20 protein-coding genes and 1 tRNA gene are annotated in these 22,116 nt (G+C 61.2%); 11 read left to right on the top strand and 10 right to left on the bottom strand.

Features of this window, described 5'->3' with window-relative positions; genetic code table 11:
- Positions 1-57 precede the first annotated feature (57 nt).
- The 7 genes from JNM85_03905 to JNM85_03875 are packed head-to-tail and all read left to right on the top strand — an operon-like array spanning position 58 to position 10,159.
- Positions 58-693 (top strand): rhomboid family intramembrane serine protease, encoded by a 636-nt coding sequence (locus JNM85_03905; GenBank protein ID MBL8087199.1) that lies wholly within the window; start codon positions 58-60, stop codon positions 691-693.
- Positions 686-2,524: a hypothetical protein gene (locus JNM85_03900; GenBank protein MBL8087198.1), complete on the top strand. Its 1,839-nt coding sequence runs from the start codon at positions 686-688 to the stop codon at positions 2,522-2,524. Before JNM85_03905 ends, JNM85_03900 begins: the two co-directional genes overlap by 8 nt.
- A 2-nt stretch (positions 2,525-2,526) precedes the next feature.
- A complete protein-coding gene (gene csaB, locus JNM85_03895) occupies positions 2,527-3,591 on the top strand; it encodes a polysaccharide pyruvyl transferase CsaB (GenBank protein MBL8087197.1) in 1,065 nt (354 codons plus the stop codon).
- A complete protein-coding gene (locus JNM85_03890) occupies positions 3,579-6,182 on the top strand; it encodes a hypothetical protein (protein ID MBL8087196.1) in 2,604 nt (867 codons plus the stop codon). The genes csaB and JNM85_03890 overlap by 13 nt, the downstream gene beginning before the upstream one ends.
- An 18-nt stretch (positions 6,183-6,200) precedes the next feature.
- Entirely contained in the window at positions 6,201-7,049 is an 849-nt protein-coding gene (locus tag JNM85_03885; protein MBL8087195.1) for an SGNH/GDSL hydrolase family protein, read from the top strand.
- Positions 7,050-7,092: 43 nt separating this feature from the next.
- Entirely contained in the window at positions 7,093-8,598 is a 1,506-nt protein-coding gene (locus tag JNM85_03880) for an AAA family ATPase (protein ID MBL8087194.1), read from the top strand.
- A 31-nt stretch (positions 8,599-8,629) separates the two neighbouring features.
- Complete coding sequence (locus tag JNM85_03875; protein ID MBL8087193.1) at positions 8,630-10,159, top strand: aldehyde dehydrogenase family protein; 1,530 nt, start codon at positions 8,630-8,632, stop codon at positions 10,157-10,159.
- Here the strand turns inward: JNM85_03875 and JNM85_03870 are convergent.
- Together JNM85_03870 and JNM85_03865 are read right to left on the bottom strand one after the other, a co-directional pair.
- Entirely contained in the window at positions 10,156-11,535 is a 1,380-nt protein-coding gene (locus tag JNM85_03870) for a hypothetical protein (protein MBL8087192.1), read from the bottom strand. The genes JNM85_03875 and JNM85_03870 overlap by 4 nt on opposite strands.
- A gap of 71 nt (positions 11,536-11,606) precedes the next feature.
- Positions 11,607-12,071, bottom strand: a complete 465-nt coding sequence (locus JNM85_03865) for a hypothetical protein (protein ID MBL8087191.1) — start codon at positions 12,069-12,071, stop codon at positions 11,607-11,609.
- Positions 12,072-12,162: 91 nt separating this feature from the next.
- On the opposite strand from JNM85_03865, the gene JNM85_03860 reads away from it, so the two are divergent.
- Positions 12,163-13,476, top strand: a complete 1,314-nt coding sequence (locus JNM85_03860) for a thymidine phosphorylase (protein MBL8087190.1) — start codon at positions 12,163-12,165, stop codon at positions 13,474-13,476.
- 25 nt (positions 13,477-13,501) lie between these two features.
- Here JNM85_03860 and JNM85_03855 read toward each other — a convergent pair.
- The 3 genes from JNM85_03855 to JNM85_03845 form a co-directional block, all read right to left on the bottom strand.
- Positions 13,502-13,587, bottom strand: a tRNA-Leu gene (locus tag JNM85_03855).
- Between the two features lie 19 nt (positions 13,588-13,606).
- The gene (locus tag JNM85_03850; protein MBL8087189.1) at positions 13,607-14,236 is read right to left on the bottom strand and encodes a uracil-DNA glycosylase; all 630 of its coding nucleotides are present in this window, start codon (positions 14,234-14,236) and stop codon (positions 13,607-13,609) included.
- Entirely contained in the window at positions 14,233-14,727 is a 495-nt protein-coding gene (locus JNM85_03845; protein MBL8087188.1) for an HIT domain-containing protein, read from the bottom strand. Before JNM85_03845 ends, JNM85_03850 begins: the two co-directional genes overlap by 4 nt.
- A gap of 64 nt (positions 14,728-14,791) precedes the next feature.
- Between JNM85_03845 and JNM85_03840 the strand changes: the two genes are divergently transcribed.
- Positions 14,792-15,925, top strand: a complete 1,134-nt coding sequence (locus JNM85_03840; GenBank protein MBL8087187.1) for a methionine adenosyltransferase — start codon at positions 14,792-14,794, stop codon at positions 15,923-15,925.
- Between the two features lie 78 nt (positions 15,926-16,003).
- Here the strand turns inward: JNM85_03840 and JNM85_03835 are convergent, their stop codons facing one another.
- The 3 genes from JNM85_03835 to JNM85_03825 form a co-directional block, all read right to left on the bottom strand.
- Positions 16,004-16,936 carry a polysaccharide export protein gene (locus JNM85_03835; protein ID MBL8087186.1) on the bottom strand — a complete coding sequence of 311 codons (933 nt, stop codon included), beginning with the start codon at positions 16,934-16,936 and terminating at the stop codon, positions 16,004-16,006.
- A 69-nt stretch (positions 16,937-17,005) separates the two neighbouring features.
- Positions 17,006-17,734, bottom strand: a complete 729-nt coding sequence (rsmI, locus tag JNM85_03830; protein MBL8087185.1) for a 16S rRNA (cytidine(1402)-2'-O)-methyltransferase — start codon at positions 17,732-17,734, stop codon at positions 17,006-17,008.
- Positions 17,735-17,740: 6 nt separating this feature from the next.
- Positions 17,741-19,537, bottom strand: a complete 1,797-nt coding sequence (locus tag JNM85_03825) for a SurA N-terminal domain-containing protein (protein ID MBL8087184.1) — start codon at positions 19,535-19,537, stop codon at positions 17,741-17,743.
- Between the two features lie 153 nt (positions 19,538-19,690).
- On the opposite strand from JNM85_03825, the gene lexA reads away from it, so the two are divergent.
- Positions 19,691-20,323, top strand: a complete 633-nt coding sequence (lexA, locus tag JNM85_03820; GenBank protein ID MBL8087183.1) for a transcriptional repressor LexA — start codon at positions 19,691-19,693, stop codon at positions 20,321-20,323.
- On the top strand, positions 20,323-20,679 hold the full coding sequence (locus JNM85_03815; protein MBL8087182.1) for a VOC family protein: 357 nt from the start codon (positions 20,323-20,325) through the stop codon (positions 20,677-20,679). Before lexA ends, JNM85_03815 begins: the two co-directional genes overlap by 1 nt.
- Here JNM85_03815 and JNM85_03810 read toward each other — a convergent pair.
- Positions 20,669-21,490: a pyrroline-5-carboxylate reductase gene (locus JNM85_03810; GenBank protein ID MBL8087181.1), complete on the bottom strand. Its 822-nt coding sequence runs from the start codon at positions 21,488-21,490 to the stop codon at positions 20,669-20,671. The genes JNM85_03815 and JNM85_03810 overlap by 11 nt on opposite strands.
- A gap of 63 nt (positions 21,491-21,553) precedes the next feature.
- A complete protein-coding gene (locus JNM85_03805) occupies positions 21,554-22,099 on the bottom strand; it encodes a peptidylprolyl isomerase (protein ID MBL8087180.1) in 546 nt (181 codons plus the stop codon).
- Positions 22,100-22,116: the final 17 nt, after the last annotated feature.

The following is a 22,116-nucleotide window of genomic DNA, read 5'->3' as shown; positions in this document are numbered from 1 at the left end:
ACTCCGCATTGCACGATGTACCCTGTCCGCGATAACGCGCACTCCCGCCAAACACCCGTGGTGACGTACACGTTGATCGCGCTCAACGTGATCATTTACTTGTGGGACCGGAATGGTGCGCTGCTCGGACCGAGCGTCGTCTTTTCGGATCTCACCATGAAGCCGCGCGATGTGGTCGCCGCCGTCACGGGCCACGGCGACTGGAAGGCGATGACGACCCTGTTCACATCGCTGTTCCTCCACGGCAACCTCACCCACCTGATCGGCAACCTGATCTTCTTGCTGACCTTTGGCGAGAACGTCGAGGCGGCCATGGGCCCAGCACGCTACACCGTGATGTACTTGTTCTGGGGCTTGTTTGCCTCGGTCGCGCACGTACTCGTTCTGGCAAGCTCGGGCGTCCCCACTTTGGGCGCATCGGGGGCCATCGGCGGGGTTCTTGGAGCCTACTTCCTGCTTTTCCCCGCAAACCGCATTACACTGATCGTCTTTCCGTTCCTGTTTTGGCCCGTCGAAGTTGCCGCATGGATCCTTCTTAGCCTTTGGTTCCTGTGGCAGATCATTTTCCCCCAGCAGGGCGTAGCCAATTGGGCCCATGCGGGCGGGTTCCTCGCTGGCATGCTGACCGTGATCATCGCAGGGGGACCTCAGCGATTGCTCAGAGGAAAGCAGTTCTCATTTGACCATGACTGATTCTCGTCCTCAATTCCCTCGCTGGGTCGCGATCGTGATGGTCGTTACTGCCCTTGCGGCGCTGCTTTCGATCAAGGAACGCATTTCGGTCGAATCGCACAATGAAGCGACGACGCTGGCCATGGAGATGTCAATCCTCGAAGGGTCCGCCGCCGGCGATGTGGGCGGGCTCCTTGCTCGGGCCAAACAGGCTGGGCTCGGCGCAGTGGTGCTGTCCGAAGAGACCATCGGCGAAGCCCTTGATGAGGGAAAACTGTGGGCAGTTCCCACTGATGCAGGGATCACTGTTCGCGGCATCCCGTCGGTGGTCGCGCGTGTCAAGGTGGTTTTGGATCGCCGGGCTCCGAAGAGCTACATCAACCTCATCCCCGACCAAAGTCAGGGGCTCCAATTGGTGAACGTCTCCCTCGAAACCATTCGCGGCTATTCGCTGGGGATCGATCCAGACCGTGCGCGCGTCATCGTCACTGCCGGACTTCCGATCATCGCTCGACATTCGAATGGATTCGGGCTTGATGCGACCGAGATCGCGGAGCTGCTGAAACTTTCGAAAGCGCGCGGAGCGATTGGTTACCTGCCGGAAGGCGAGCAGGTGCTGGGCCAGCGGGGGCTTGTGAAGGAGACTGCAGAATTGCTCGCGCAGCTTCAGCTGAACTATTACTCGCCAGAGTTCGCCAAGATCGCTGGGGATACCTGGATGGCCGAGTTGTGCGAAGATCGGCTGATCCGGCTCCACAGCATGCAGTCCGCGGAAGTCGACAAGGCCTCGCCCGCCGAGTACGTGGAACGGTACAGCAAGGCCGCCCGGGAACGGAACATTCGGACTTTGCTCCTTCGGCCCGTCACCACCGCGAGCGCGGCATCGGACGAACCGATCCTGGAGTCGCTACGACTGGTCCGGAGTGGCCTCGGTCGAGAAGGTGTTGCCATCGGCCCGGCCAAGCCGTTCGGCGAAACAGAAGTTCCGCGAGTGCTCAAACTGCTGATCGCTGCCGGGGGTGCGCTCGTCGCAGTGTGGCTGGGACAGACCCTGTTCCGATCGTTTTCGTTACAAGTAGCCATCGGCGTCATGGCCCTGCTCGCTGCGGCAGCGAGCCAAGTCCCTTCGGTGGCGTGGGTCCCTGCATTCCTCGCGGCGCTCATTTTCCCGGTGGCAGCCATCGTTTGGCTGGAGTCGCGCGAGCGCGTAAGCCCGTGGCTCTGCTACCTCGTCTTGACCGCCATCAGCCTTGTGGGTGGCCTCAGCATCGCGGGGATCCTCAACGGTCGCGCCTACTTCCTGCACATAGATGAGTTCTCGGGGGTCAAGGCGGCGCACTTCCTGCCGCTCCTCGTCATCGGCGTCTATCTGCTGCAGCGGCGCGTTTCGATGCGTGCTCTTCTTGCCAAACCCGCGACGTGGCTCGGAATCGTAGCTGGCCTGGGTGCACTCGTCGTCGTGAGCATGCTGCTCGCCCGCACCGGGAACGACAATCCCGCGGCGGTCAGCGGTTTGGAGCTCAAACTCCGAAGCTTGCTCGACTGGGTCCTCTACACCCGGCCTCGCACTAAGGAGTTTCTGATCGGCCACCCTGCGATGGTTGTCGGACTGATGCTCTTGGCTCTTGGCCACAAGCGCGAAAGCAAAGGCCTCGAATTGGCGGCGGTCGCGTGCATCACCGTGGGGACCATCGCCCTGACAAGCGTCGTCAATACGCTCTGCCATCTGCACACTCCGATCTTGCTAGGTCTGGCCCGCATCGGCATCGGGTGGGTCATCGGCGGGCTCTTTGGATATGCGCTGTGGCTTGTGTTGAGACGGCTGGTGCCAACTCTACGGGAGGCGAACTAGCCGTGCGAAAGGTCATTTTGGCAGGCTACTTTGGTGAGGGCAACCTTGGCGATGACGCCATCATGGGCGGCTGTCTCGAAGCCCTGCATGCAGCTCAGATAGAACCGGTCGTCATGTACGGCGGCCAGGCTGGCTCCGTCCAGGGGTACGCGGTGCGGTGCATTCCGCGGCGAACCATGTCCGCCTACGCGCAGGAGATCCAAAACGCCGATGCGCTGGTCCTCGGCGGCGGAAGCATCTTCCAGGACGTCACCAGTTGGCGAAGCACCCTGTACTACGCGAACCTCGTGAAGGTCGCCAAGAAGGCGGGAAAGAAGGTCGTGATGTTGGGCCAAGGAGTCGGCCCGCTGACCCACTGTCTCGGAAAGAAGGCGGCAACCGCCGCCTTCAATGCCGCCGATGCCATCGTCGTTCGCGATCCTGGTTCAGTGCAGACTCTGAAGAGCCTAGGTGTCAAGCAGATTCCGCGCGTGGGGGCCGACATGGCTTACTTGCTGCCGAACGCCGAGCCGGGGGGAGCGGTAGAGAGCTTTTCCGTTGGCGGCATGCCCGCCATCGGCATCTCTCCGCGTCCATTTGGCAATGACGATTCCACCATTGCCCTCTTCTCAGATCTCTGCTCGCTCTTCATCAAGGGCAAAATGGTGCCCGTGCTCATCGCGATGGACCGTGGAGAGGACGCCAAGCTCATCGCTGCAATCCGCGAGAAGAGCGGGGGGCGCATTCCCACGCTGAAGGACATCACGACTCCCGGCGACTTCCAACGCCAGATCATGCGACTGGATGGTTTGGTCGCGATGCGCTTGCACGCGGGGATCCTCGCGGCGTGCGCGGGGACCGCCCCCTTCATGCTTAGTTACGATCCCAAAGTTTCGGCGTTTAGTCAATTGATGGGATTGCCAGCAGCCATGTCGATGAAAGGGATCAGCGCGCAGCGTGTGTTCGACGCGTACGCGTCGTTCTACGAAGCCCGGGAGAAAATGCAGCGCGCCGTGACGAACGCGGTCGCGAAGCAACGGGTTGAGGCCCAAAAGAACATCGACGTCCTTCTCGGGTGCCTTGGTTGAGAGCGGCGTTCCCGTGCCTGATCTTGCTGGCTTCAGGGGTTGCGCTGGCGCAGACACCACCACCTACGGCTGAGACGCCGGTTCAAACGCTCCCGCCTGTTGTCAAGAAGAAGCCCAAGAGGACGCTGATCCAAGAGGTTCAAGCCCAAGTGGTCAAGCGGATCCAGCTGAGCGGCTACCGCCGGCTGAGCTACCACAACCACCAAGTGAGCGGGGACCGCGGCGCGTATGACTCGCTGAACTACTTCGGGCAGGGGCAGAAGCGGTTTACCGACTTTGGGCAGATCGACTTCACAGGCCGGAACGTTTTGGGGCTATTCAACTTTGAGGGGACGCTGCTTGACTCCCGCCTGAACGATCCGCAGGGCCAGCGTTTCAGCCTGGACTACATCAAGCGCGGCGTTACCGTTAATGCCGGTGATATCTACGCCTCGCTACTCAACACCAACCGATTCGCGACGGTGAACAAGAGCTTGCGCGGGATTCAGGCGAGCGTGCGCACGGGCAACTTGACGACGAAGGTCCTTCAGAGCAAGGTGCGGGGCACCGCGAGGACGATTTCGCTGCAAGGGGCCAACTCTGCGGGGCCGTACTACCTCCAGTCCAACCAGATTTTGCGGGGCACGGAGCGGATCCAAGTAGACGGGGTTACGCAGGTCACGGGCACGGACTACGTCATCGACTACGACGCAGGCGCGATCCAATTCGTGAACCGAGTCATCGCGCCAACGAGCACGATCGTCGCGACCTACGAAGCACTCGGGTTCGGTACCAAGGCGGGGACGCTGCGTGGCGGGGCAGTGAACTACCAGATGGGCAAGGCCGGGCGCATCGGCGCGAGCATCGTCCAGCAGATTGCGGCAGGAGGCAGCCAATCGAGCCAGCGACTTGAGAAGTTCGAGGGGTTCGGGGCACCGAGCACGCCGTACTTCCTCCAGTTTGAGCCGATCAACGCGGCGAGCGTGACGATCCGCGTGAACGGCATCATCCAAACGCTCGGCTTGGACTACCGATTTGACCAGGACAATCTTGCCGTCTTCTACTTCTCGCGATTCATGCCGTCGACGGATCGGATCGACGTGATCTACACGCCTAAGCCGCGCAGTACGGTTGACGGGGATCGCCAAGTGCTCGGCCTCGACTACTCGATCCCGTTGGGACGTCGCGGAAATCAGGGCGAATTCTCGATCTACCAAGCCACGGGCCGCTTGATGAAGACGGTCACTCCGAGCAGCGGAACCGCGCGGGGAGCGCAGGTGCGCTACCAGTCAGGCAAGGCGATCTGGACCGCCAGCGTCCGCAATGTACCCACGGGGTTCGTCGGTATCGAGACCACCGGTTTCAACCGCAACGAGCAGGCGCATGACGCCCGCGTGGAACTACGCCCGAGCGATCGGATGACGCTGGCCCTGAGCGAAAGCAACGCGCGGATCAGCACTCGAAGCACGAGTACGACCGGCAAGACGGTTTTCAATGCTGCGCGCGTAACGTCCGCCATTGGGACCGCGACCTACCGCCCAACAGACGACACGCGCTGGACGATGCAGCATGCGCGGTCTCGCACAAACTTGGCGACCAGCCGCTCACAGTCCGACGCGACCGACCTTACGGGCAGTCACCGGCTCGGTCCCATCGACCTGCGCTTGGGTCTCAATCGGACGAGTGGCCGCACGAGCAACACAACAGCTACAACCCCGTTCAACGTCTTTGGAGCCAAGCTCGGCGCGAGCTACGCGTACCGCAATCGGTTCAACGTGAGCACGAACGTTGGATACAACGCAGTGAAGTCTGGCACAGCGCGCGGGACGGCCCGGGACTACGAACTGCTGGCCAATTTCCAGCCCTCGGAACGGCTAGAGTTTCGAGCACGTTATGCGCTTGCCGATGCTGGCAACCAAGTCAATTTGCTTGGCTACCAGGGCGGGTCGGGCATCGGGTTTGATGGCAACGGGTTCAGCGGCGGGGCCGAAAGCAACCTCCTCAGCGGAGCATCGAACTACGAATTGTGGTCGCTAGGGGCCCGATACCTGGTTACCACCGGATTGCAGCTCGACCTTTCTGCCAGGAACACTCGCACAAGCGGGAACGTCAGTGCCAACGCGGTGACCCGGGCCACAAGCATCGGACTGAGCTACGACGCTCCTGCAAACCACCGACTCAACGTCACCCTCGACCGGAGCAACACGAGGTACATCACCTCGCCGCTCACCGCCGGGGCGACCAACGTCAACTTCTTCTTGGACGGCAGCCCCAAAGGCCGCTTTTCGTACACGTTCGGCAGCAGCCTGTTCCATGCCTCGGGGAATTCTTCACTCGGTCAAGACAGCAACTCGCTCTTCGGCAATGTGCGCTACCTGCTGAACGACCGACACTCGATGAGTCTTGACTATTACGGCGCCCGATCGAGCGGATATCTGCCACAGTCCAGCAGCGATCTCGGTCTGACCTACAGCTACCGCATCTGGTCCACGCTGGCGCTCAACGCGGGCTATCGGTGGCGGCGCGTCCAGAGCCGCGATCCGCAAGTCACGAGCGGCGCGTATCGCTCAAACGGTTTCGATCTAACGCTTGAGTTTTCATTCGCCCGCTGACTCGTGTTAGAGTAAGACATGCGTCGCATTTTTGTTGCCGTCGCGGTCTTAGTTGCCGCCGTCAGTTCCCAAGCGCAGATCAAAAAGGTCGTCATCTTCGGGGATAGTCTCAGCGACGTGGGGAATACGAACTCGGTGACGTTTGGGTTTGCGCCAGGTTCGGGCTATTGGAGTGGGCGGTTCTCGAATGGTCCGGTATGGATCGAGCGCTTCTCCACGAGGTTTCACCTTGGGTCGGTCGTCCGCAGTCAGGCGAATGGTTGGAACTACGCGTTCGGTGGTGCCAAAACAGGCTCGGGATACGTGAGCCTGGTGATCGCTAACTGTGCGACCCAAGTGAGCCGGTACCTGAGCCGTACCAGCCCGGCTGCGACTGATCTGTTCGTTCTTTGGATCGGCGGAAACGACTACCTGGATGGCGCGACGAACTGGACCACGGCCATCAACAATATCGGCTCGGACATCACTCGCCTTGCGAGCGCCGGTGCTCGTCTGATCCTCGTCCCCAATTTGCCTCCCCTCGGACTGATCCCACGCTACGTCGGCGGCGCGAACCAGAACGCGATGACGAACTTGACCACGGGCCACAACGCGGCCTTGGCCGCGCGGATTGCTCTGCTCCGGAGCCTGTATCCGGCGACGACCATGGTGCTCCTCGACATTGAGCAGAAGCTCAAGGACATCGTGATGTCGCCGCAGGCCTATGGGTTCACAAACGTCACCTCGCAAGCCATGGGTCTCAGCGGAATCAACCCTGATGCGTACCTGTTCTGGGACGACGTTCATCCCACTCGGCGTGCTCACGAACTTTTGGGCCAGCTGGCTGGCAAGGCGCTTGCCGAGTACATGGTCAGAACGAGCAGGTAGGCCGGTCCCACCGCGCGGAGCCGCACGGGGGTAACTTTCCGGCGTGGACATCGCACGAGAACTTGAGACCCTGGCCCGTTCGCGCTACCCGATCCTGTACGTGGTGAGCTGGGAGGAGAGGCGCGTCGAAGAGGCGCTGCAGCAGGTGTGCAAGACGCTCGATCGGACGCTGCACTCGTGGTCGCTCACGCAGGGGATGTCGCCGAGCCCGGTCAGCGCCGAGGTGGCGGAGAAGCTCAAGTCGCTCGCGAGCGAACTTCAAGTGCTGGCCTTGATCCGCGAGAGTTCGGACGGAAAGATCTACTTGCTACGCGATTTCCACCCGTACATGAAGGACCCCCGCGTGGTACGCCTGCTGCGGGACCTGGCATTCGGGTTGCGTAGCCGCAAGCAGACGCTGGTCATCGTTGCGCCGACGCTCGTCCTGCCCACTGAGTTGGAGAAGGACCTCACCGTCATCGAGTTTCCGCTCCCCGAGCGCAAGGACATTGAAGCGCAGTTGGACGAAACGTTGAACAACGTGAAGGACGTCGCTGGCGTCTCGACCGAAGTCGCACCCGACTTGCGCGAGTTGCTCATCAAGTCGGCCCAAGGGTTGACGCGTGATGAGATCGAGAGCGCGTTCATGCGCTCGGTGGTCGAGAGGAAGAAGATTGACATCGACGTCATCATCGAAGAGAAGAAGCAGATCGTCCGCAAGTCGGGGCTGCTTGAGTTCTATCCCGCCGAGCACAGTTTCGCGGACGTAGGCGGCCACGACCTGCTCAAGGACTGGCTCAACAAGCGCACCAAGAGTTTCACTGACCGAGCTAAGGAGTTCGGAATCCCCGCGCCCAAAGGCATCTTGCTCCTGGGTGTCCAGGGTTGTGGAAAGTCTCTGGTGGCTAAGGCGATCGCAGCGACGTGGAATCTACCCATGCTGAAGCTGGACGTCGGTCGTATCTTCGGTTCGCTGGTCGGACAGAGCGAAGAGAACATCCGCAAGGCGATCCGGACCGCTGAGTCGCTCGCGCCGTGCTGTCTGTGGGCCGATGAGCTTGAGAAGGGTTTTGCCGGAGTCGCGGGCTCGGGCTCTGGAGACAGTGGTACCGCGAAGCGTGTGTTCGCGACTTTCCTCACCTGGATGCAGGAGAAGCAGAAACCGGTCTTCCTCATCGCGACCGCCAATGACGTCAGTCAACTCCCTCCCGAGTTGCTCCGCAAAGGGCGCTTCGACGAGATCTTCTTCGTGGACCTTCCGGGGGCAAAGGAGCGCGAAGAGATCTTCGCGATCCACCTGAGCAAGCGCAAACGTGACCCGAAGGGCTACGACCTTCCCGCTCTCAGCGCGGCCACCAAAGGATTCTCGGGGGCCGAGATTGAGCAAGTGGTGATTGCCGGGCTGTTCCATGCCTTCGATGCCGGCCGGGAACTTGCCATGGACGATCTGCTCGAAGAGTCCAAGACCCAGGTGCCTCTCAGCCGCATGATGGCGGAAGAGATCGACGAACTACGGACTTGGGCGAGCATGCGTGCTCGGCCGAGCGCGATCGTGCAGTCTGACGCCTAGCCGTTCGGGGTCGAAGAGATACACTAGGGGCATGACACCAAGTTCTGCACTGTCGACTGCCCACGCCGAAGTCGTGCGGCGGCTGATCCCCAACCTTGATCGCTTCGCGGGTTCGGACCTGACGGTCCACTCGCCGGTGGACGGGCAGCCGCTCGCTCAGCTCAAGTTCGACTCGAAGGCCGAGGTCGATTCCAAGATCGCCCGGTCGGTCGCAGCGTTCCGCTCCTGGCGCGAAGTCCCCGGCCCCATTCGCGGCGAACTCGTCCGGCGTTACGGCGAGGCCCTGCGCGCGCACAAGGAAGAACTGGCGCAACTGGTGACCCTGGAGTGCGGCAAGATTCTGGAAGAGGGCCGCGGCGAAGTTCAGGAGATGATCGACATCTGCGATTTCGCGGTTGGTCTCAGCCGCCAGCTTTACGGATTGACCATCGCAAGCGAGCGACCGAACCACACGATGCAAGAGAACTGGCTCCCGCTCGGTCCCATCGGCATCATCAGCGCCTTCAATTTTCCGGTCGCAGTGTGGGCGTGGAATGCGTGCTTGGCGTTGGTTTGCGGCGACTCGTGCCTCTGGAAGCCTAGCGAGAAGACCCCACTCACTGCTCTCGCGTGTCAGAGCCTCTTTGACGAGGTCGCCAAGGACTTCCCGCAAGCTCCAGAAGGGCTCAGTCAGGTTATTCTTGGCGCAGTCGAGCAGGGCAGTCAGATGGTTGAAGACCACCGCATCCCGCTCATCAGCGCCACGGGAAGTAGCCGCATGGGTAGCATCGTCGGCCCCAAAGTCGCAGCGCGGTTTGGGCGCAGCCTGCTCGAACTTGGCGGTAACAACGCGATCATCGTGACCCCGAGCGCGGACCTGGAAATCGCCATCCCGTCGATCCTGTTTGGGTCCGTCGGGACGGCCGGTCAGCGCTGCACGAGCACGCGACGGGTTTTTGTCCATCGCTCGCTCATCGAGAAAGTGGTTGCGAACCTGAAGACGGCTTACGAGTTCATCGGCGAAAACAAGGTCGGTGACCCGCTCCAGCCCACCACGCTCGTCGGTCCGCTGATCGACCGTCTGGCTTACGATGGTATGCAGGCGGCGCTGGATCGAGTCCGCGGCGAGGCCCTCGACATCGTCGGTGGCACCCGAACGCTCGAGACGATGGGCGCGGAAGCGTACTATGTAAAGCCTGCCCTCGTGCACTTGCCGGCGCACAGTGCCACGATTCACGCGGAGACCTTTGCGCCGATCACCTACGTAATGCCCTACGACGATCTGGAATCGGTCATGGAGCTTCATAACGAGGTCCCGCAGGGGCTGAGCTCATCGATCATGACCACCGACGTTCGCGAGGCCGAGTACTTCAAGCGACACAGCGATTGCGGCATCGCCAACGTGAACATCGGCACGAGCGGTGCGGAGATCGGCGGCGCGTTTGGCGGGGAGAAGGAGACGGGCGGTGGCCGCGAGTCGGGCTCTGACAGTTGGAAGGCGTACATGCGCCGACAGACCAGCACAACGTACTTTGGCCGAGAGAAGCCAGCTCTGGCACAAGGGATTCGGTTCGACGTCTAATAGCGGGGGCGACGTCGTCCGATACGGTTCTCAAGACTGACGATACGCGCGGCCTCGTAGGGAGCTCGCGCGTATCCGAGCTTTCGTCGTAGATCGTTGGCTTGCCTCAAGTCTCGGAGGGCGCGTTCCTCCTCGCCCGCTTGCTCTGCGGCCAACGCATCGGCCTCCAAAACCATGGTGCGTAAGCACAGTGGCATCGGCTCATGCTGCCGGAACCGCTGTTCGAGATTTGCGCCCGCAGAGAGTGCCTTGTACGGATCGCCCGACAGCGTGGCGGCGAGCATGCCGGCGTATTCAAACACGACCGGTAAACGCCAATCCTCCACTTCGGCGAGGAGCCCTTCCGAAAGCATCCGCTGTTGTTCGTAGATCTCGGGCGACCCCAGGTCCCGTGCCATGACCGCGTAGTTCGAGCGAGCATGAACGAGATCGATGGGCGATTCGGAGCATTCAAGATGCTTGATCGCTGCGCAGAGCTCCAGCTCAGCCTGCTTGAACTCCCGATGATGCCAAAGGATGGCTCCATGCAAGTGGTGGGCGCGACCGAGGGTGAGGCGATCTTGGGTCTCGGTTCCCAGATCGAACAGCCACCGAACGATCCTTGCGGCGGAGCGGTACTCGCGCGCCTCGGTGAGCGAAAAGGTCATCCAAAACGCCGCCTGTGCCGACATCGCGAATTCTTTCGCCCGGCGACCGATATGGAAAGCGTCTTGCAGGACAGGCTTCGCCTGCACCGCATGCCCCGAACTCATCAATCCCGCGCCCTGCAAAGCGAGGACCCATCCTCGGTCTGTGCCGCCTCCCTGAACGCGCAGCAATCGCTTGGTGAGGTTAACCAGCACGTCGCCCTCAATCGCGGAGGCGACTTGCCACGCGTCGGCCAAGAGCTTCATCCCCGCGAGCGGATCGCGCTCGGAGTACCAGTCGATAAGCTTGGCGAGCTCCCGCTTAGGCGAGTCTTGAAGACCAGCCACGGCAAGGCCCGCCGCCCAGGCGTGAGGGTCGAAAGACCCGTCGCAGTCCTGTTCTTCGACCAATGTTCGGAATCCGGCGCAATCGACCCCCTGGTCGCTCGAAACGTTGTACGGCCCAAGATGAATCGTCGATTCGGCCAGTTGCACGATGTCCGGATCGCCGAGGTCGCGCCGCATGCGGACGAGCAGCTGGCGAAGGTTGGCGTCGGCCTTGGTCGGACTTGCTTCGGGCCAGAGCCAGGCTGCGGTTTGACTTCGCGATAGACTGTGCCGGGGCGTCGACACCAACCTCGAAAGAAGAGGCACCGCCTTGCGAGGCGAGAGCTTACGCTCTTTCCCGTTTAGGAGCACGCGGAAACCTCGCTCCCATTCGACTCGCAGAGACTTATCCGATTGGCCCATTGCCTAGGTCATTGTAGGACAGAGTTAGACCATTCGGGGAACCGATATTGAAGGACCCGTACAAATAGGGGTTACTTATCGGCATTTCGCTTGAATGGGAAGTCAACGGACACTTGCTTGCCGTCTTGTTCGCCCGACAAAACGCATGTCATGGAGTCCTTGTCAAGCTTTGTGTAGGTGATCGAGCGGGGGAACTCTTTCTCCTCGCACACCCAAGACACTCTCTTGTCGCTTGCCTCTTTGAGCACGAACGCGGAGGACTTCAAGTCGGTGCGGTTGAGCCGCTGAGGAAGGACCCACATGGTGAGCGTGCCGTCGGCGTTCGCCTCGATCGTCATGTGTTCGATGGTCTTGGTCTTCCCATCCACGAAGTGGCGGCCCGTGCCGACCATCGTGCCGTCTCGAGGAAGCGACCAACGCTCCTCGAACTTGCCGCCCCAGACCTCGCAGGTCCAGTCTCCGCTCATCCAGCTCAAATCAGTGATTGTAGGTGTCGTCATGGCCATCAGCAGCAGACTCAACATTGTGCCCAGCATAGCACTTTCTGTGGATAGGATCACGGTGGAAAGCTGTATTCCTGGCTGAGCCCCCTTGACCTGAGGCACTGGTCCGTGCCCAAATGGAGGCGTGCAGTCGATTCGACCCCTGGACCTCATAGCCGCCAAACGTGACGGGCGCGAGCATACGACCGACGAAATCCACGCTTTGGTGTCGATGGCGACTTCGGGTGAAATGCCGGATTATCAAGTCTCAGCGTGGCTTATGGCCGCGTTCCTGAACCCGCTGACTCCGCGCGAGACCGCCGACTTGACCCTGGCGATGGCGCGCAGCGGCGAGCGGCTCGACCTCGGACGGTTGCCCCGTCCGTGGGTAGACAAGCACAGCACGGGCGGAGTAGGCGACAAGACGACCCTCGTCGTCCTGCCGATGCTCGCCGCCTGCGGCCTGACAGTCGTGAAGATGAGCGGTCGGGGTCTGGGCATCACCGGCGGGACAGTCGACAAGCTCGCAAGCGTGCCCGGATTCCGGTTGGACCTTTCACCCACCGAAATGCTCGAGCAAGCCGCGAAGATCGGCATTGCGCTCACGGGGCAAACTCCCAGTCTCGCCCCCGCCGACAAGGTCCTCTATGCGCTGCGCGACGTGACCGGCACCGTGCAATCGATCCCGCTCATCGTCAGTAGCGTCCTCAGTAAGAAAATCGCGGGTGGCGCGGAGACCGTCGTGCTGGACGTGAAGGCGGGTAGTGGCGCGTTCATGAATACGACGAACCAGGCGCGTGAGCTGGCGATCGGACTGAAAGCGTGCGCGAGCTTGGTGGGTCTGAACGTGCGGATCGCGATCACCGACATGGATCAACCGCTGGGCAAGACGTGTGGCAACGCGCTGGAAGTCCGCGAGGCGATCGACACACTGGCGTGGGATCACGAGTCGCGCTTGGCCCGGCTGTGCATTGAGCTGACTGCTATGACCCTCGAAGCGTCCGGGCTCGTGGGCAACATCGAGCTCGCCCGATCCCAGGCGAAAGAGTCGCTCAAGGGTGGCCACGCCCTCGCCAAAGCGCGTCAATGGTTCGAGGCGCAGGGTGCGAGCGCGAAGGTGTTCGACGATCCTACGTCGGTGCTCCCGCAGGCCCCGTACACCCAGAAGATCTTCGCCCATGAAGAGGGTTGGGTCGGCCGTGTGGATGCTGCGGCTATCGGCGCAGCGGTGGTGAAGTTGGGAGGAGGACGGATGCGCAAGGAAGACTCCATCGACACCTCGGTCGGGATCGAAGTCGAGCTTGAGGTCGGCGACGAGGTCACGGATCACGAGTTGCTGGCGGTTATTTTTGCGAAGCGGCAGTCTGATGCCGAAGCCGTAGCGGAAGAGGTGCGCGCGGCGTTCCAGATCTCGAGTGAGCCAGTCTCGGTGCCCAACTTGATCCACGAGACCATGTAGTCTGGATTGAACTGAAGAGAGTTCATGGTGCGCGGGAAAGGACTCGAACCTTCACGCCTTGTGAGCACTACCACCTCAAGGTAGCGTGTCTACCAATTTCACCACCCGCGCACGCTGGGAAGTTGGGAGATTATACCAAAGAATTCTCGGGATCGCGTGCGGCGTCCTTTCCTACCAGCTTCTGTGCGGCGTCCCAAGCTTTGACGATGTCGGCGACCAGTAGTGAGAACCCGCCGTCAGTTGTGGGCGACTGTTGTCGAAGGATGTACGCGGGGTGCAGCGTGGCGATCGCTGTACGCGCAAACTCGCACGGGAAGTAAAGTCCTCGCTCGCGCGTGATCTTGAAGTCCTTCTTGATGAGGTTCTTGGCACTGGGTGCCCCGACGCATAGGATCACTTTGGGCGCGATAAAGCCAAGTTGCGGGACGAGCCACTGCCGGCACGCCTGAGTCTCGGCGTCGGTGGGCGGCCGGTTGACCGGCTTGCCCGTGCTCCAGTCGCAGGCGCGGCATTTCACCGTGTTGCAGATGTACACCTGTTCGCGTGCGAGCCCTGCTTCCGCCAGCGCTCGATCGAGCACTTGACCTGCGCGTCCGACGAACGGTCGACCGGTCTTGTCCTCCTGGTCGCCTGGCCCCTCGCCCACCAGCACGAGCGGCGAACGGGGGTCCCCTTCGCCAAAGACGACGTTCGTGCGGCGCTCCGACAGGGCGCACGCGGCGCATTGCAGAGCCTGTACGCGCAAATCGTCAAACGTCATGGTCCGATGACCGCGCGCAGCCGGTCATAGCTGTCCTCAAGGCTCTGGGGAAGGACCCGGACGCCGCCGACGGTGGTCATGTAGTTCGTATCGCCGCTCCACCGTGGGACGATGTGCCAGTGCACATGGGTCGGGATGCCCGCACCCCCGGCCTCGCCCAGGTTCACGCCAATATTGAAGCCCTGGGGCCGATACGCGGCGGTGATCCACTCCACGGCGCGGGTTACAAGCTGCTGGATCTCCAGCTGCTCGGCGTCAGACAACTCGCTCAGGTTGGCCGTGTGCTGATACGGCGCGACCATCAGGTGGCCACTTGTGTAGGGGAAGCGATTGAGCATGACGAAAGCGTGTTCGCCCCGGTGCAAGATGAGGTTTTCGCGGTCGTTCTGCTCGGCGGGCAGATCGACGAAGATGCAGCCGCCATTGCTCCCTTCGGTACTCGCCCGTTCGATGTACTCCAGCCTCCATGGGGCCCACAATTGCTCCGCCATGGGGCCAGTATAGCGGACCCGCCGGGCCGGGCGGAGGGGGGCGCTCAGGTATCCTAACGGGGTAATGAGCGAACGTTTGATCTTTACGTCCGAGAGTGTGAGCGACGGGCACCCGGACAAAGTTGCGGACCAGATTTCCGACGCACTCCTCGATGAATTTCTCGCCCAGGACCCCGGCTCGCGGGTCGCGATTGAGACGCTCTTGACTCGCGGTCTTGCGATCGTCGCAGGCGAAGTCTCCACCGCTGGCTACGTGGATATCGCGAACATTGTCCGCAAGACGATTAACGACGTCGGCTACACGGATACCGACCTCGGTTTCGATGGAAACACTTGTGGCGTCATGGTCGCCATCCAGGAGCAGTCGCGAGACATCGCCATGGGCGTAGACCGAGGCGGCGCAGGTGACCAGGGAATGATGTTTGGCATGGCGACGCGCGAGACTCCCGAGCTGATGCCGCTGCCCATCTCCATCGCGCATGCTTTGACCCGACGCGCAAGCGAAGCGCGACGCAAGCACGCCTCTCTGGGCCTGCGACCGGACGTCAAGAGCCAAGTTTCGGTGCTGTACGAGAGCGGCAAGCCCAAGGCGATCGAGACGGTCGTCCTTTCGCAGCAGCACGGCCCGCAGCACACCCAAGAAGCGGTTCGCCAGATCGTTCACGAGTACATCATTCAGCCGGTACTGAACGAGTACTCGGAGTACGTGGGCAACGACATTACGATGCACATCAACCCCACCGGGCAGTTCATTGTAGGTGGACCTCAGGGCGACACCGGCGTGACCGGTCGCAAGATCATCGTGGACACCTATGGCGGCATGTGCCCGCACGGCGGCGGCGCGTTCAGTGGCAAGGATCCCACCAAGGTGGACCGATCTGCGGCCTACATGGCCCGCCACGTGGCCAAGTGCGTCGTCGCGTCAGGGCTGGCCGACAAGGTTCAGGTCGCGCTTGCCTATGCCATCGGCGTCGAGCAGCCAGTCTCCGTCGCGATTGAGACGTATGGCACCCACCATGTGGACAATGACGAGATCGTCAAGCGCGTGCGCGACGTCTTCGACCTGTCCCCGCGCGGCATCGCCAAGCACCTGGACCTGCTCAAGCAGCGCTACCTGCCGACGGCTAAGAACGGTCACTTTGGCAACCCGGCATTCACTTGGGAGCAGACCAAGCCAGCCGAAGCCCTCAAGAAGTAAGCTCAACGCGTACCTCAGAAGAAAGCCCCTCCGTTGGAAACCAGAGGGGCTTTCTTGTTGGCCGAGGATCGTCCGTGCTTAGCGGCGACCCAGGATGTTGATGCCGAACCGGTCGAGCACAAAGAGGGCGTTTGCCACCGCATTAGCGACTTCACCGATGCGTCCTCCACTCGGGGTCTTGGTATCGGGAATGAAGACGATGTCGCCCGGCTGCAGGACCACGTTCTGCGATGCGTCGCCTTTGCGGACGAAGTTCACGTAGTTGGCGGTGATGCGCTCGTAGCTTCCCGGCATCCCCTGGCGCTCGCGAATGATGAGCGTCTCGGAGAGCTTGGATCGGAATTGTACGTCGCCTCGGGCGAGCGAAATCGCGTCGGCCAGCGTCATCGGCTCGCGGTAGCCGTACGTGCCCGGGGATTGGACTGCGCCCAGCACCATGATCCGGTTGCGTGTTTCTTCTGGAATCGTCAAGACGTCGCCATCAGCCAGGGTGTAGTCCTGGGAGCGGTCGCCCTTCACGAGCAGTGCGTACAGGTCGATCGGGATCAGTTCTTTGCTGTGGCCACGCTGGAGCGTTGCGCGCTTGAGGTCGCTGCGACCTTCGAGCAGTGCGCCGCCGCCCTGAGTGACGAGCGCAATGAGTGTATCTGTCGGACGGATTTCGTAACGGCCCGGTCGGTTCACTGCACCGCCGATGCTGGCAAAAATGGGTCGATAGCGCGAGATAGTGACCGAGACGCGGGGGTCGCGAAGTCGGAGCTTGCGCACGTACTCTTGGGCGAGGTCGGCTTCCAGTTCGGTCGTCGTCTTGCCTTCCGCTCGCATGATGCCCACGAACGGAGCGCTGATGTTCCCGTCTCGGCCCACCTGGACCTCGGCGTTCACCTGGCTCTCGTTGTAGATCTGAATTCGGATTACGTCTTCGGGCTGCAGTCGATAGGTAGTCTCCTGCGCCCATGCGCTCACGCACAACGTGAGCAAGATGACCATCAATCCCAGTATCCGTTTCATAAGAATTTGCAGACTCTTCCGCCAGCTTCGAACGATAATCTTACCTGCGGAGTTCCGCCGGTGTAATCCTCAAGACGCTTCGAAGGGATTTTCAGCGGCTGAATCTTGCGTTTTTCTCTTATCGGCACGTCGGAGTCCTTCGAATACCACCGTGAACTCCCCTTTTCGCGGCATTTCGCCATCCGGGGGCGATACCGGCAAAACTCCGCGCACCACTTGCTGGTGCATTTTGGTCAACTCCCGCGTGATGGCATAGCGTCGGGGGCCGAGCGCCTCCCCCGCCGCGCGCAGGAGAGTATCGATCCGGAATGGTGATTCAAAGAGAACGAGGGTCAGCGGTGACTCGGCGAACGCCTTGAGTTCTTTACGCATGTCGCCTTCTTTGCGTCCCAAGAATCCAAGGAACGCGAACCGCTGGGCGAAGAAGCCGCTGAGCATGAGTGCGGTGATGGGCGCGCTCGGGCCCGGGATCGCGTCAATGTCGATGCCTGCTTCCGCTGCGGCATCGACCACCAAGCTGCCAGGGTCGCTGATGCACGGCGCACCGCCATCACTCATGAGCGCTGCGCACTCCCCGGACTCGAGGCGCTGGACGATTGCTTGGATTTGGCCGGGACGAACGTGGTCGTTGACCACGACCATCGGCTTCTTCACGCCCAAGTGGACGCCCAATCGGCCGCTGACGCGCGAGTCCTCAACGATCCAAAAGTCGGCTTCCTGCAATGCCGCCGCCACTCGGGGCGAGAGATCGCCCAAGTTGCCGATGGGAGTCGCGACGAGCACGAGCCGTCCGGCCATGATCGATTACGGCTTGCTCGGCGGCGTTTGCGGCTTGGTCAGATCGGAGCTGCTCACCCCACCGCTTGGCTTGGTCAGGTCGCTGCTATTGACGCCTTCGGTGGGGGTTTTCGGCTGTGCAGTCGCGCCAGCAGCCTTCTTGCGCGCCTCTTCCGCCTTGCGATTCTCCTCTTCGGCCTTCTTGTTCTCTTCGTCGATCTTCTTCTGCTCTTCGGCCTGCCTCTTCTGTTCTGCTGCGTAGGCTGCCCTGTTTGCGACGAACTGCGAAAGGCTAGCCTCGATCTGCTTCACCTCATCGGGGGTCGCGAGCTTTTTGGTTTTGGCGATGGCGAACTGAGCTTGAAGCTTTTGCGAGTACTCGCCACCCGCGATTCCAATACTGCCTGCGTTCGCGCTCGCCGCACGTACCAGCTGATCACCCATCCCGACATCCCCTTTCTCGCCGAGCAAGGTGGCAACATCAATACGGATGCTCACATCCTCAAGTTCTGCGAGGACGCGCATGAGCTGTTCGATGCGTGCGTCACGATTCTGCTGCTTCTCAGCGGCGGTGTACTTCGACCAGAGCTGGTTGCTCGCAAGCAGCTGAGCGAATGCCATGTACCGCTGCGAGCCGGGCTCGGGATTGGCCGAGTCTGTGGCGATGGTGGTCAGCGTCTCGCGGTCGGCGGCGGTGAAGTCCCCGCTCATCATGATCTTCCTGACTTGGTACAGATATTGGAATGACCGGTCGGTCCACTTGAGGTCGGTATTGGCTCGGCTATCCACTTGCGCCAGGAGTTGCTGGGTCCCTACCTGAGCGGCGACCGACGACTGTAGCTGTGGCTTCTCCTTGGCGAAGTCCTTCGGCGGGTTCGATTTCACGGACACCAGTTTGTAGATCGCCCTGCCTCCATCGATTTCGATAATGGGTGTTGTCTTGCCTGCAGCGAGGGTCTTTAGCGACGCGAGCTCCTTCTTTGCGATCAGAGTCGCATACGACATCGGGGGCTCGGGACGCTCTTGCTGCGGAACCTGTGCGTTGACTTCCTTTCTTACCGCGTCGAAATCTTTGCCCGCGGCGAGGTCGGCCGCTGCTTTCTTCAGCACGACCTCCTTGTCTCCGGGGACGAAAATGCGCTGAACATTGAACATGTCGTTGGCGCGCTTGAGGTCCTCGTCGGTGAAGGTGAGCTTTGCCACGAGCTTCTTTTGAAGCTCTTCAACGGACAGGGAGACTGCTCGCTGCGCTTTCTCAGTCGGAGAGCCCATTGTGCTCTCGATGAATTCGGCCTTCATGTCTGCAAGCGGCTTTCCGGTCTCCTTAGCAAACACCTCGGCGAATTGAGCGTCCGTCGCGGTGGCGGCGAGCTTTTTCGACCCCACGAGCGACTGCCGGAACTGGCTTACTCGCATGTCGAACTCGCTCGTAACCGCTGTCTTGATCGCGTCATCGGAGATTGTGATCCCTTGCTCCGATGCCAGCACATTGAGGAGTCGGATCTGGGTCTCTTGGAAGACTGCTTCGGCGGCGGTCATCGCATCTGACTCGGCGGGCGGTGTATCCAAGGAGTTGCCCATGCTCGCAGTCTGACTAAGCGCCTTCGTTATGGCATCGTCAAACATCACGTGGGTGAGCTTTGTCTCGCCGATGGTCGCTACGGCGGGAGACGCCCCGGCAGCGGCTCTTTCGTCTTCGATCCGCTTACTCTTGGAACAACTTCCAGACCAGATGCCGACGACCATCATTAGGGCGATCACGATGCCGACGATCAGGCCGCATCCGGACTTTTCAATGAAGTTACGAATCGAAGTAATGGACAACCGAGTCTCCTGGAAAAAGCGGTGGCACGCACGCGTGCTCAAGCTCAAGAATTATGGCACGTCAAGTCAACTCGTGAGAAAAGCGGTGAAAATGAGTAGACATGTTGCTATCAGAATGCAACGCGTGTAAACTAGTTCACCAGGAGCGAACACATGGCGAAACATCTCACATCACGGCAAGAAGGGATTCTGCAGTACATCTTGGGATACGTGCAGAGGCATGGCTATCCACCCTCAATCCGCGAGATCGGCGCCGAGTTTGACATTGGGTCGCTGAGAGGTGTCACCGTGCACCTAGACGCTTTGGAGAAGAAGGGCTATATCACCCGAGCCAAGACCCCTCGGTCCATCCGCGTAGTGCACCCAGCCTATCAGGCGGAAAGCCGCGTGACGATGTTGCCATTGGTCGGGACCATCGCCGCTGGCACGCCTATCCTGGCCGACGAGCAGATCGATGACCTGATCCCCGTCCCCAGCGATATGGTGCGAAACATGCAAGGTGCGTTCATGCTCCGGATCAAGGGCGACTCGATGCGTGATGAAGGAATCATGCCACGCGATTTGGTCGTCATCAAGCCTCAAAGCACCGCCAACCAAGGGGATATCGTCGCCTTCTTGCTCAACAATGACGCCACCGTCAAGCGGTTCAGCAAGGACAAGAATGGGATCCGGCTCTTGCCAAGCAACCCAGCTTATGAGCCGATCGTCGTGCAACCTGATGACGACGCCAGGGTGATCGGCAAAGTCGTTGGCTTGATCCGAGACTACGAAGGAATGGCGTTCTGATGGTCCGGTCGCTCCACACCATCGTCATCGAAGTTGACGACATGGCGGCGGCCACCACCTTCTACCGAGATGTCCTCGGGCTGAAAACACAAATCGAATCGCCCTATTGGACGAGTCTCGATTGCTTTGGCACGACGCTCGGCCTGCATCCTCCGTTTGTGCCTGGCGAGACACCACGCGGAGGTGTTGTGCTGTGTCTGGCGGTGGCCGACTTGGTCGCCGCGCAAGCAGCTCTGAGAGCAGTGGGAGCGTGGTGCGCCGACGCATTTCACGGCACACCCTCCGGGGCGGTCCTCGATATCAAGGACCCGAGTGGCAATCCTCTGCAGCTCATCCAACTCGGACTCAGCGTTTAGGTTCGCCTAGCTCGACTGACCGTCGAAACGCCGCCATCACCGCATTCCCGATGGCGGGCCGAAAACCTGCCCGGTCGAGTTCGTGGAGCGCCTCGGCGGAAGTGCCGCCGGGGGATGTCACATCATTGCGCAATTGCGCCAGATGGTGGCCGGTCAGCTGAGCGTACTCGGCTGAGCCCTTCACCGTTTGGAGCACCAGCCGCTCGGCCAGGTACCGGGGCAGCCCCATCCGCACTCCAGCATCCACCAGGGACTCCATGAACAGGAGCACGTACATGGGACCCGTTCCGCTCAGCGCGGTCGCCATGTCGATGTACCGCTCATGCTCGACGAAAACTTCATCGCCAAGCGCGCTCAGGAGGGCCGCCGCCTGCCGCTTCTGAACCTCAGTGACGGCCTCGGAGCAAGTCCAAACCGTAATGCCCGCGTTGATCTTGCCAGGGGTGTTCGGCATCGCCCGAACGACGGCGGGGTGTCCCAGGCCCTCGGACAGCGTTGCAAGTGTGATGCCCGCCGCGATGGAAACCACCAGCGCATCCCTTTTGATGACCGGGGCGAGCTCGGGCAGAACCGGTGCGGCCATCTGAGGCTTGATGCCCAGCAGAACGATGTCCGCACCCTCGACCGCAGCGCGATTGTCGGTCGTGGTGCGGATCCCGTACTGCGCGGCGAGCTTGTCGCCGCGGGAAGCGCGCGGGCCGCTACCGATGACTTGGTACGGCGCGATCGAGCCCTGGCTCAGCAGCCCACCCAGCACGGCCTCGGCCATCTGGCCCGAGCCCACGATCGCGATCTTCGAAGAACTAAGCATGGTCTTGGCCCGGTGTCAGCATATCGATGACTACTCTGTCACCGAGCCCGCTGATTCCTTAAGTTACTCCCAGGTGCCGACTGTTACCGACTCCATGATCGCGGGGTTATCCTCGTTTGGATTGTCGCGACCATCGCGAGGAAGGTTGGCGATCGCATCCACGACGTCCATGCCCTCGATCACCTGACCGAAGACGGTGTACTGTCCGTCCAGCGAGTCCACGTGGCGGTTGTGCATGATGAAAAACTGACTACCTGCCGAGTTCGGATCGCTCGTGCGCGCCATGCTAAGGATGCCCGGAGTGTGGGGGATGTGATTGAATTCTGCGTTCAGCTTCTTCTCAGGACCGCCGGTTCCGTGCATACCACGGGGCATGTCGCGTGAGTTCGGGTCGCCGCCCTGAATCATGAAACCCGGGATGACGCGGTGGAACCGAACCCCGTCGTAATAGCCCTCTGCCGCCAGCGACGTAAAGTTCGCGACGTGGCCAGGAGCGACCTCGGGGAAGAACTTAAGGACGATTCGACCGTGATTCGTCTCAACAATGGCGATGGTGTCACCGGCCGCAGGCGCAGTCGCGCCAGGAGCAGCGGTGGCGGAAAGAGTCATTTCAGGCATACAGAGAG

This window comes from Chthonomonas sp. (assembly GCA_016788115.1).
Taxonomy (GTDB): Bacteria; Armatimonadota; Fimbriimonadia; order Fimbriimonadales; family Fimbriimonadaceae; genus UBA2391.
The sequence above is the reverse complement of the archived record's forward strand: the minus strand, read 5'-3'. Positions and strand labels throughout refer to the sequence as shown.

What these genes read in the sequence shown, in the direction of transcription:
- JNM85_03875 (MBL8087193.1), top strand. Translation starts at nt 8,630, where the DNA reads ATGACACCAAGTTCTGCACTGTCGACTGCCCACGCCGAAGTCGTGCGG.
- JNM85_03870 (MBL8087192.1), bottom strand. Translation starts at nt 11,535, where the DNA reads ATGGGCCAATCGGATAAGTCTCTGCGAGTCGAATGGGAGCGAGGTTTC.
- JNM85_03900 (MBL8087198.1), top strand. Translation starts at nt 686, where the DNA reads ATGACTGATTCTCGTCCTCAATTCCCTCGCTGGGTCGCGATCGTGATG.
- JNM85_03840 (MBL8087187.1), top strand. Translation starts at nt 14,792, where the DNA reads ATGAGCGAACGTTTGATCTTTACGTCCGAGAGTGTGAGCGACGGGCAC.
- lexA (MBL8087183.1), top strand. Translation starts at nt 19,691, where the DNA reads ATGGCGAAACATCTCACATCACGGCAAGAAGGGATTCTGCAGTACATC.
- JNM85_03865 (MBL8087191.1), bottom strand. Translation starts at nt 12,071, where the DNA reads ATGCTGGGCACAATGTTGAGTCTGCTGCTGATGGCCATGACGACACCT.
- JNM85_03885 (MBL8087195.1), top strand. Translation starts at nt 6,201, where the DNA reads ATGCGTCGCATTTTTGTTGCCGTCGCGGTCTTAGTTGCCGCCGTCAGT.
- rsmI (MBL8087185.1), bottom strand. Translation starts at nt 17,734, where the DNA reads ATGGCCGGACGGCTCGTGCTCGTCGCGACTCCCATCGGCAACTTGGGC.
- JNM85_03810 (MBL8087181.1), bottom strand. Translation starts at nt 21,490, where the DNA reads ATGCTTAGTTCTTCGAAGATCGCGATCGTGGGCTCGGGCCAGATGGCC.
- JNM85_03815 (MBL8087182.1), top strand. Translation starts at nt 20,323, where the DNA reads ATGGTCCGGTCGCTCCACACCATCGTCATCGAAGTTGACGACATGGCG.
- JNM85_03845 (MBL8087188.1), bottom strand. Translation starts at nt 14,727, where the DNA reads ATGGCGGAGCAATTGTGGGCCCCATGGAGGCTGGAGTACATCGAACGG.
- JNM85_03835 (MBL8087186.1), bottom strand. Translation starts at nt 16,936, where the DNA reads ATGAAACGGATACTGGGATTGATGGTCATCTTGCTCACGTTGTGCGTG.
- JNM85_03850 (MBL8087189.1), bottom strand. Translation starts at nt 14,236, where the DNA reads ATGACGTTTGACGATTTGCGCGTACAGGCTCTGCAATGCGCCGCGTGC.
- JNM85_03805 (MBL8087180.1), bottom strand. Translation starts at nt 22,099, where the DNA reads ATGACTCTTTCCGCCACCGCTGCTCCTGGCGCGACTGCGCCTGCGGCC.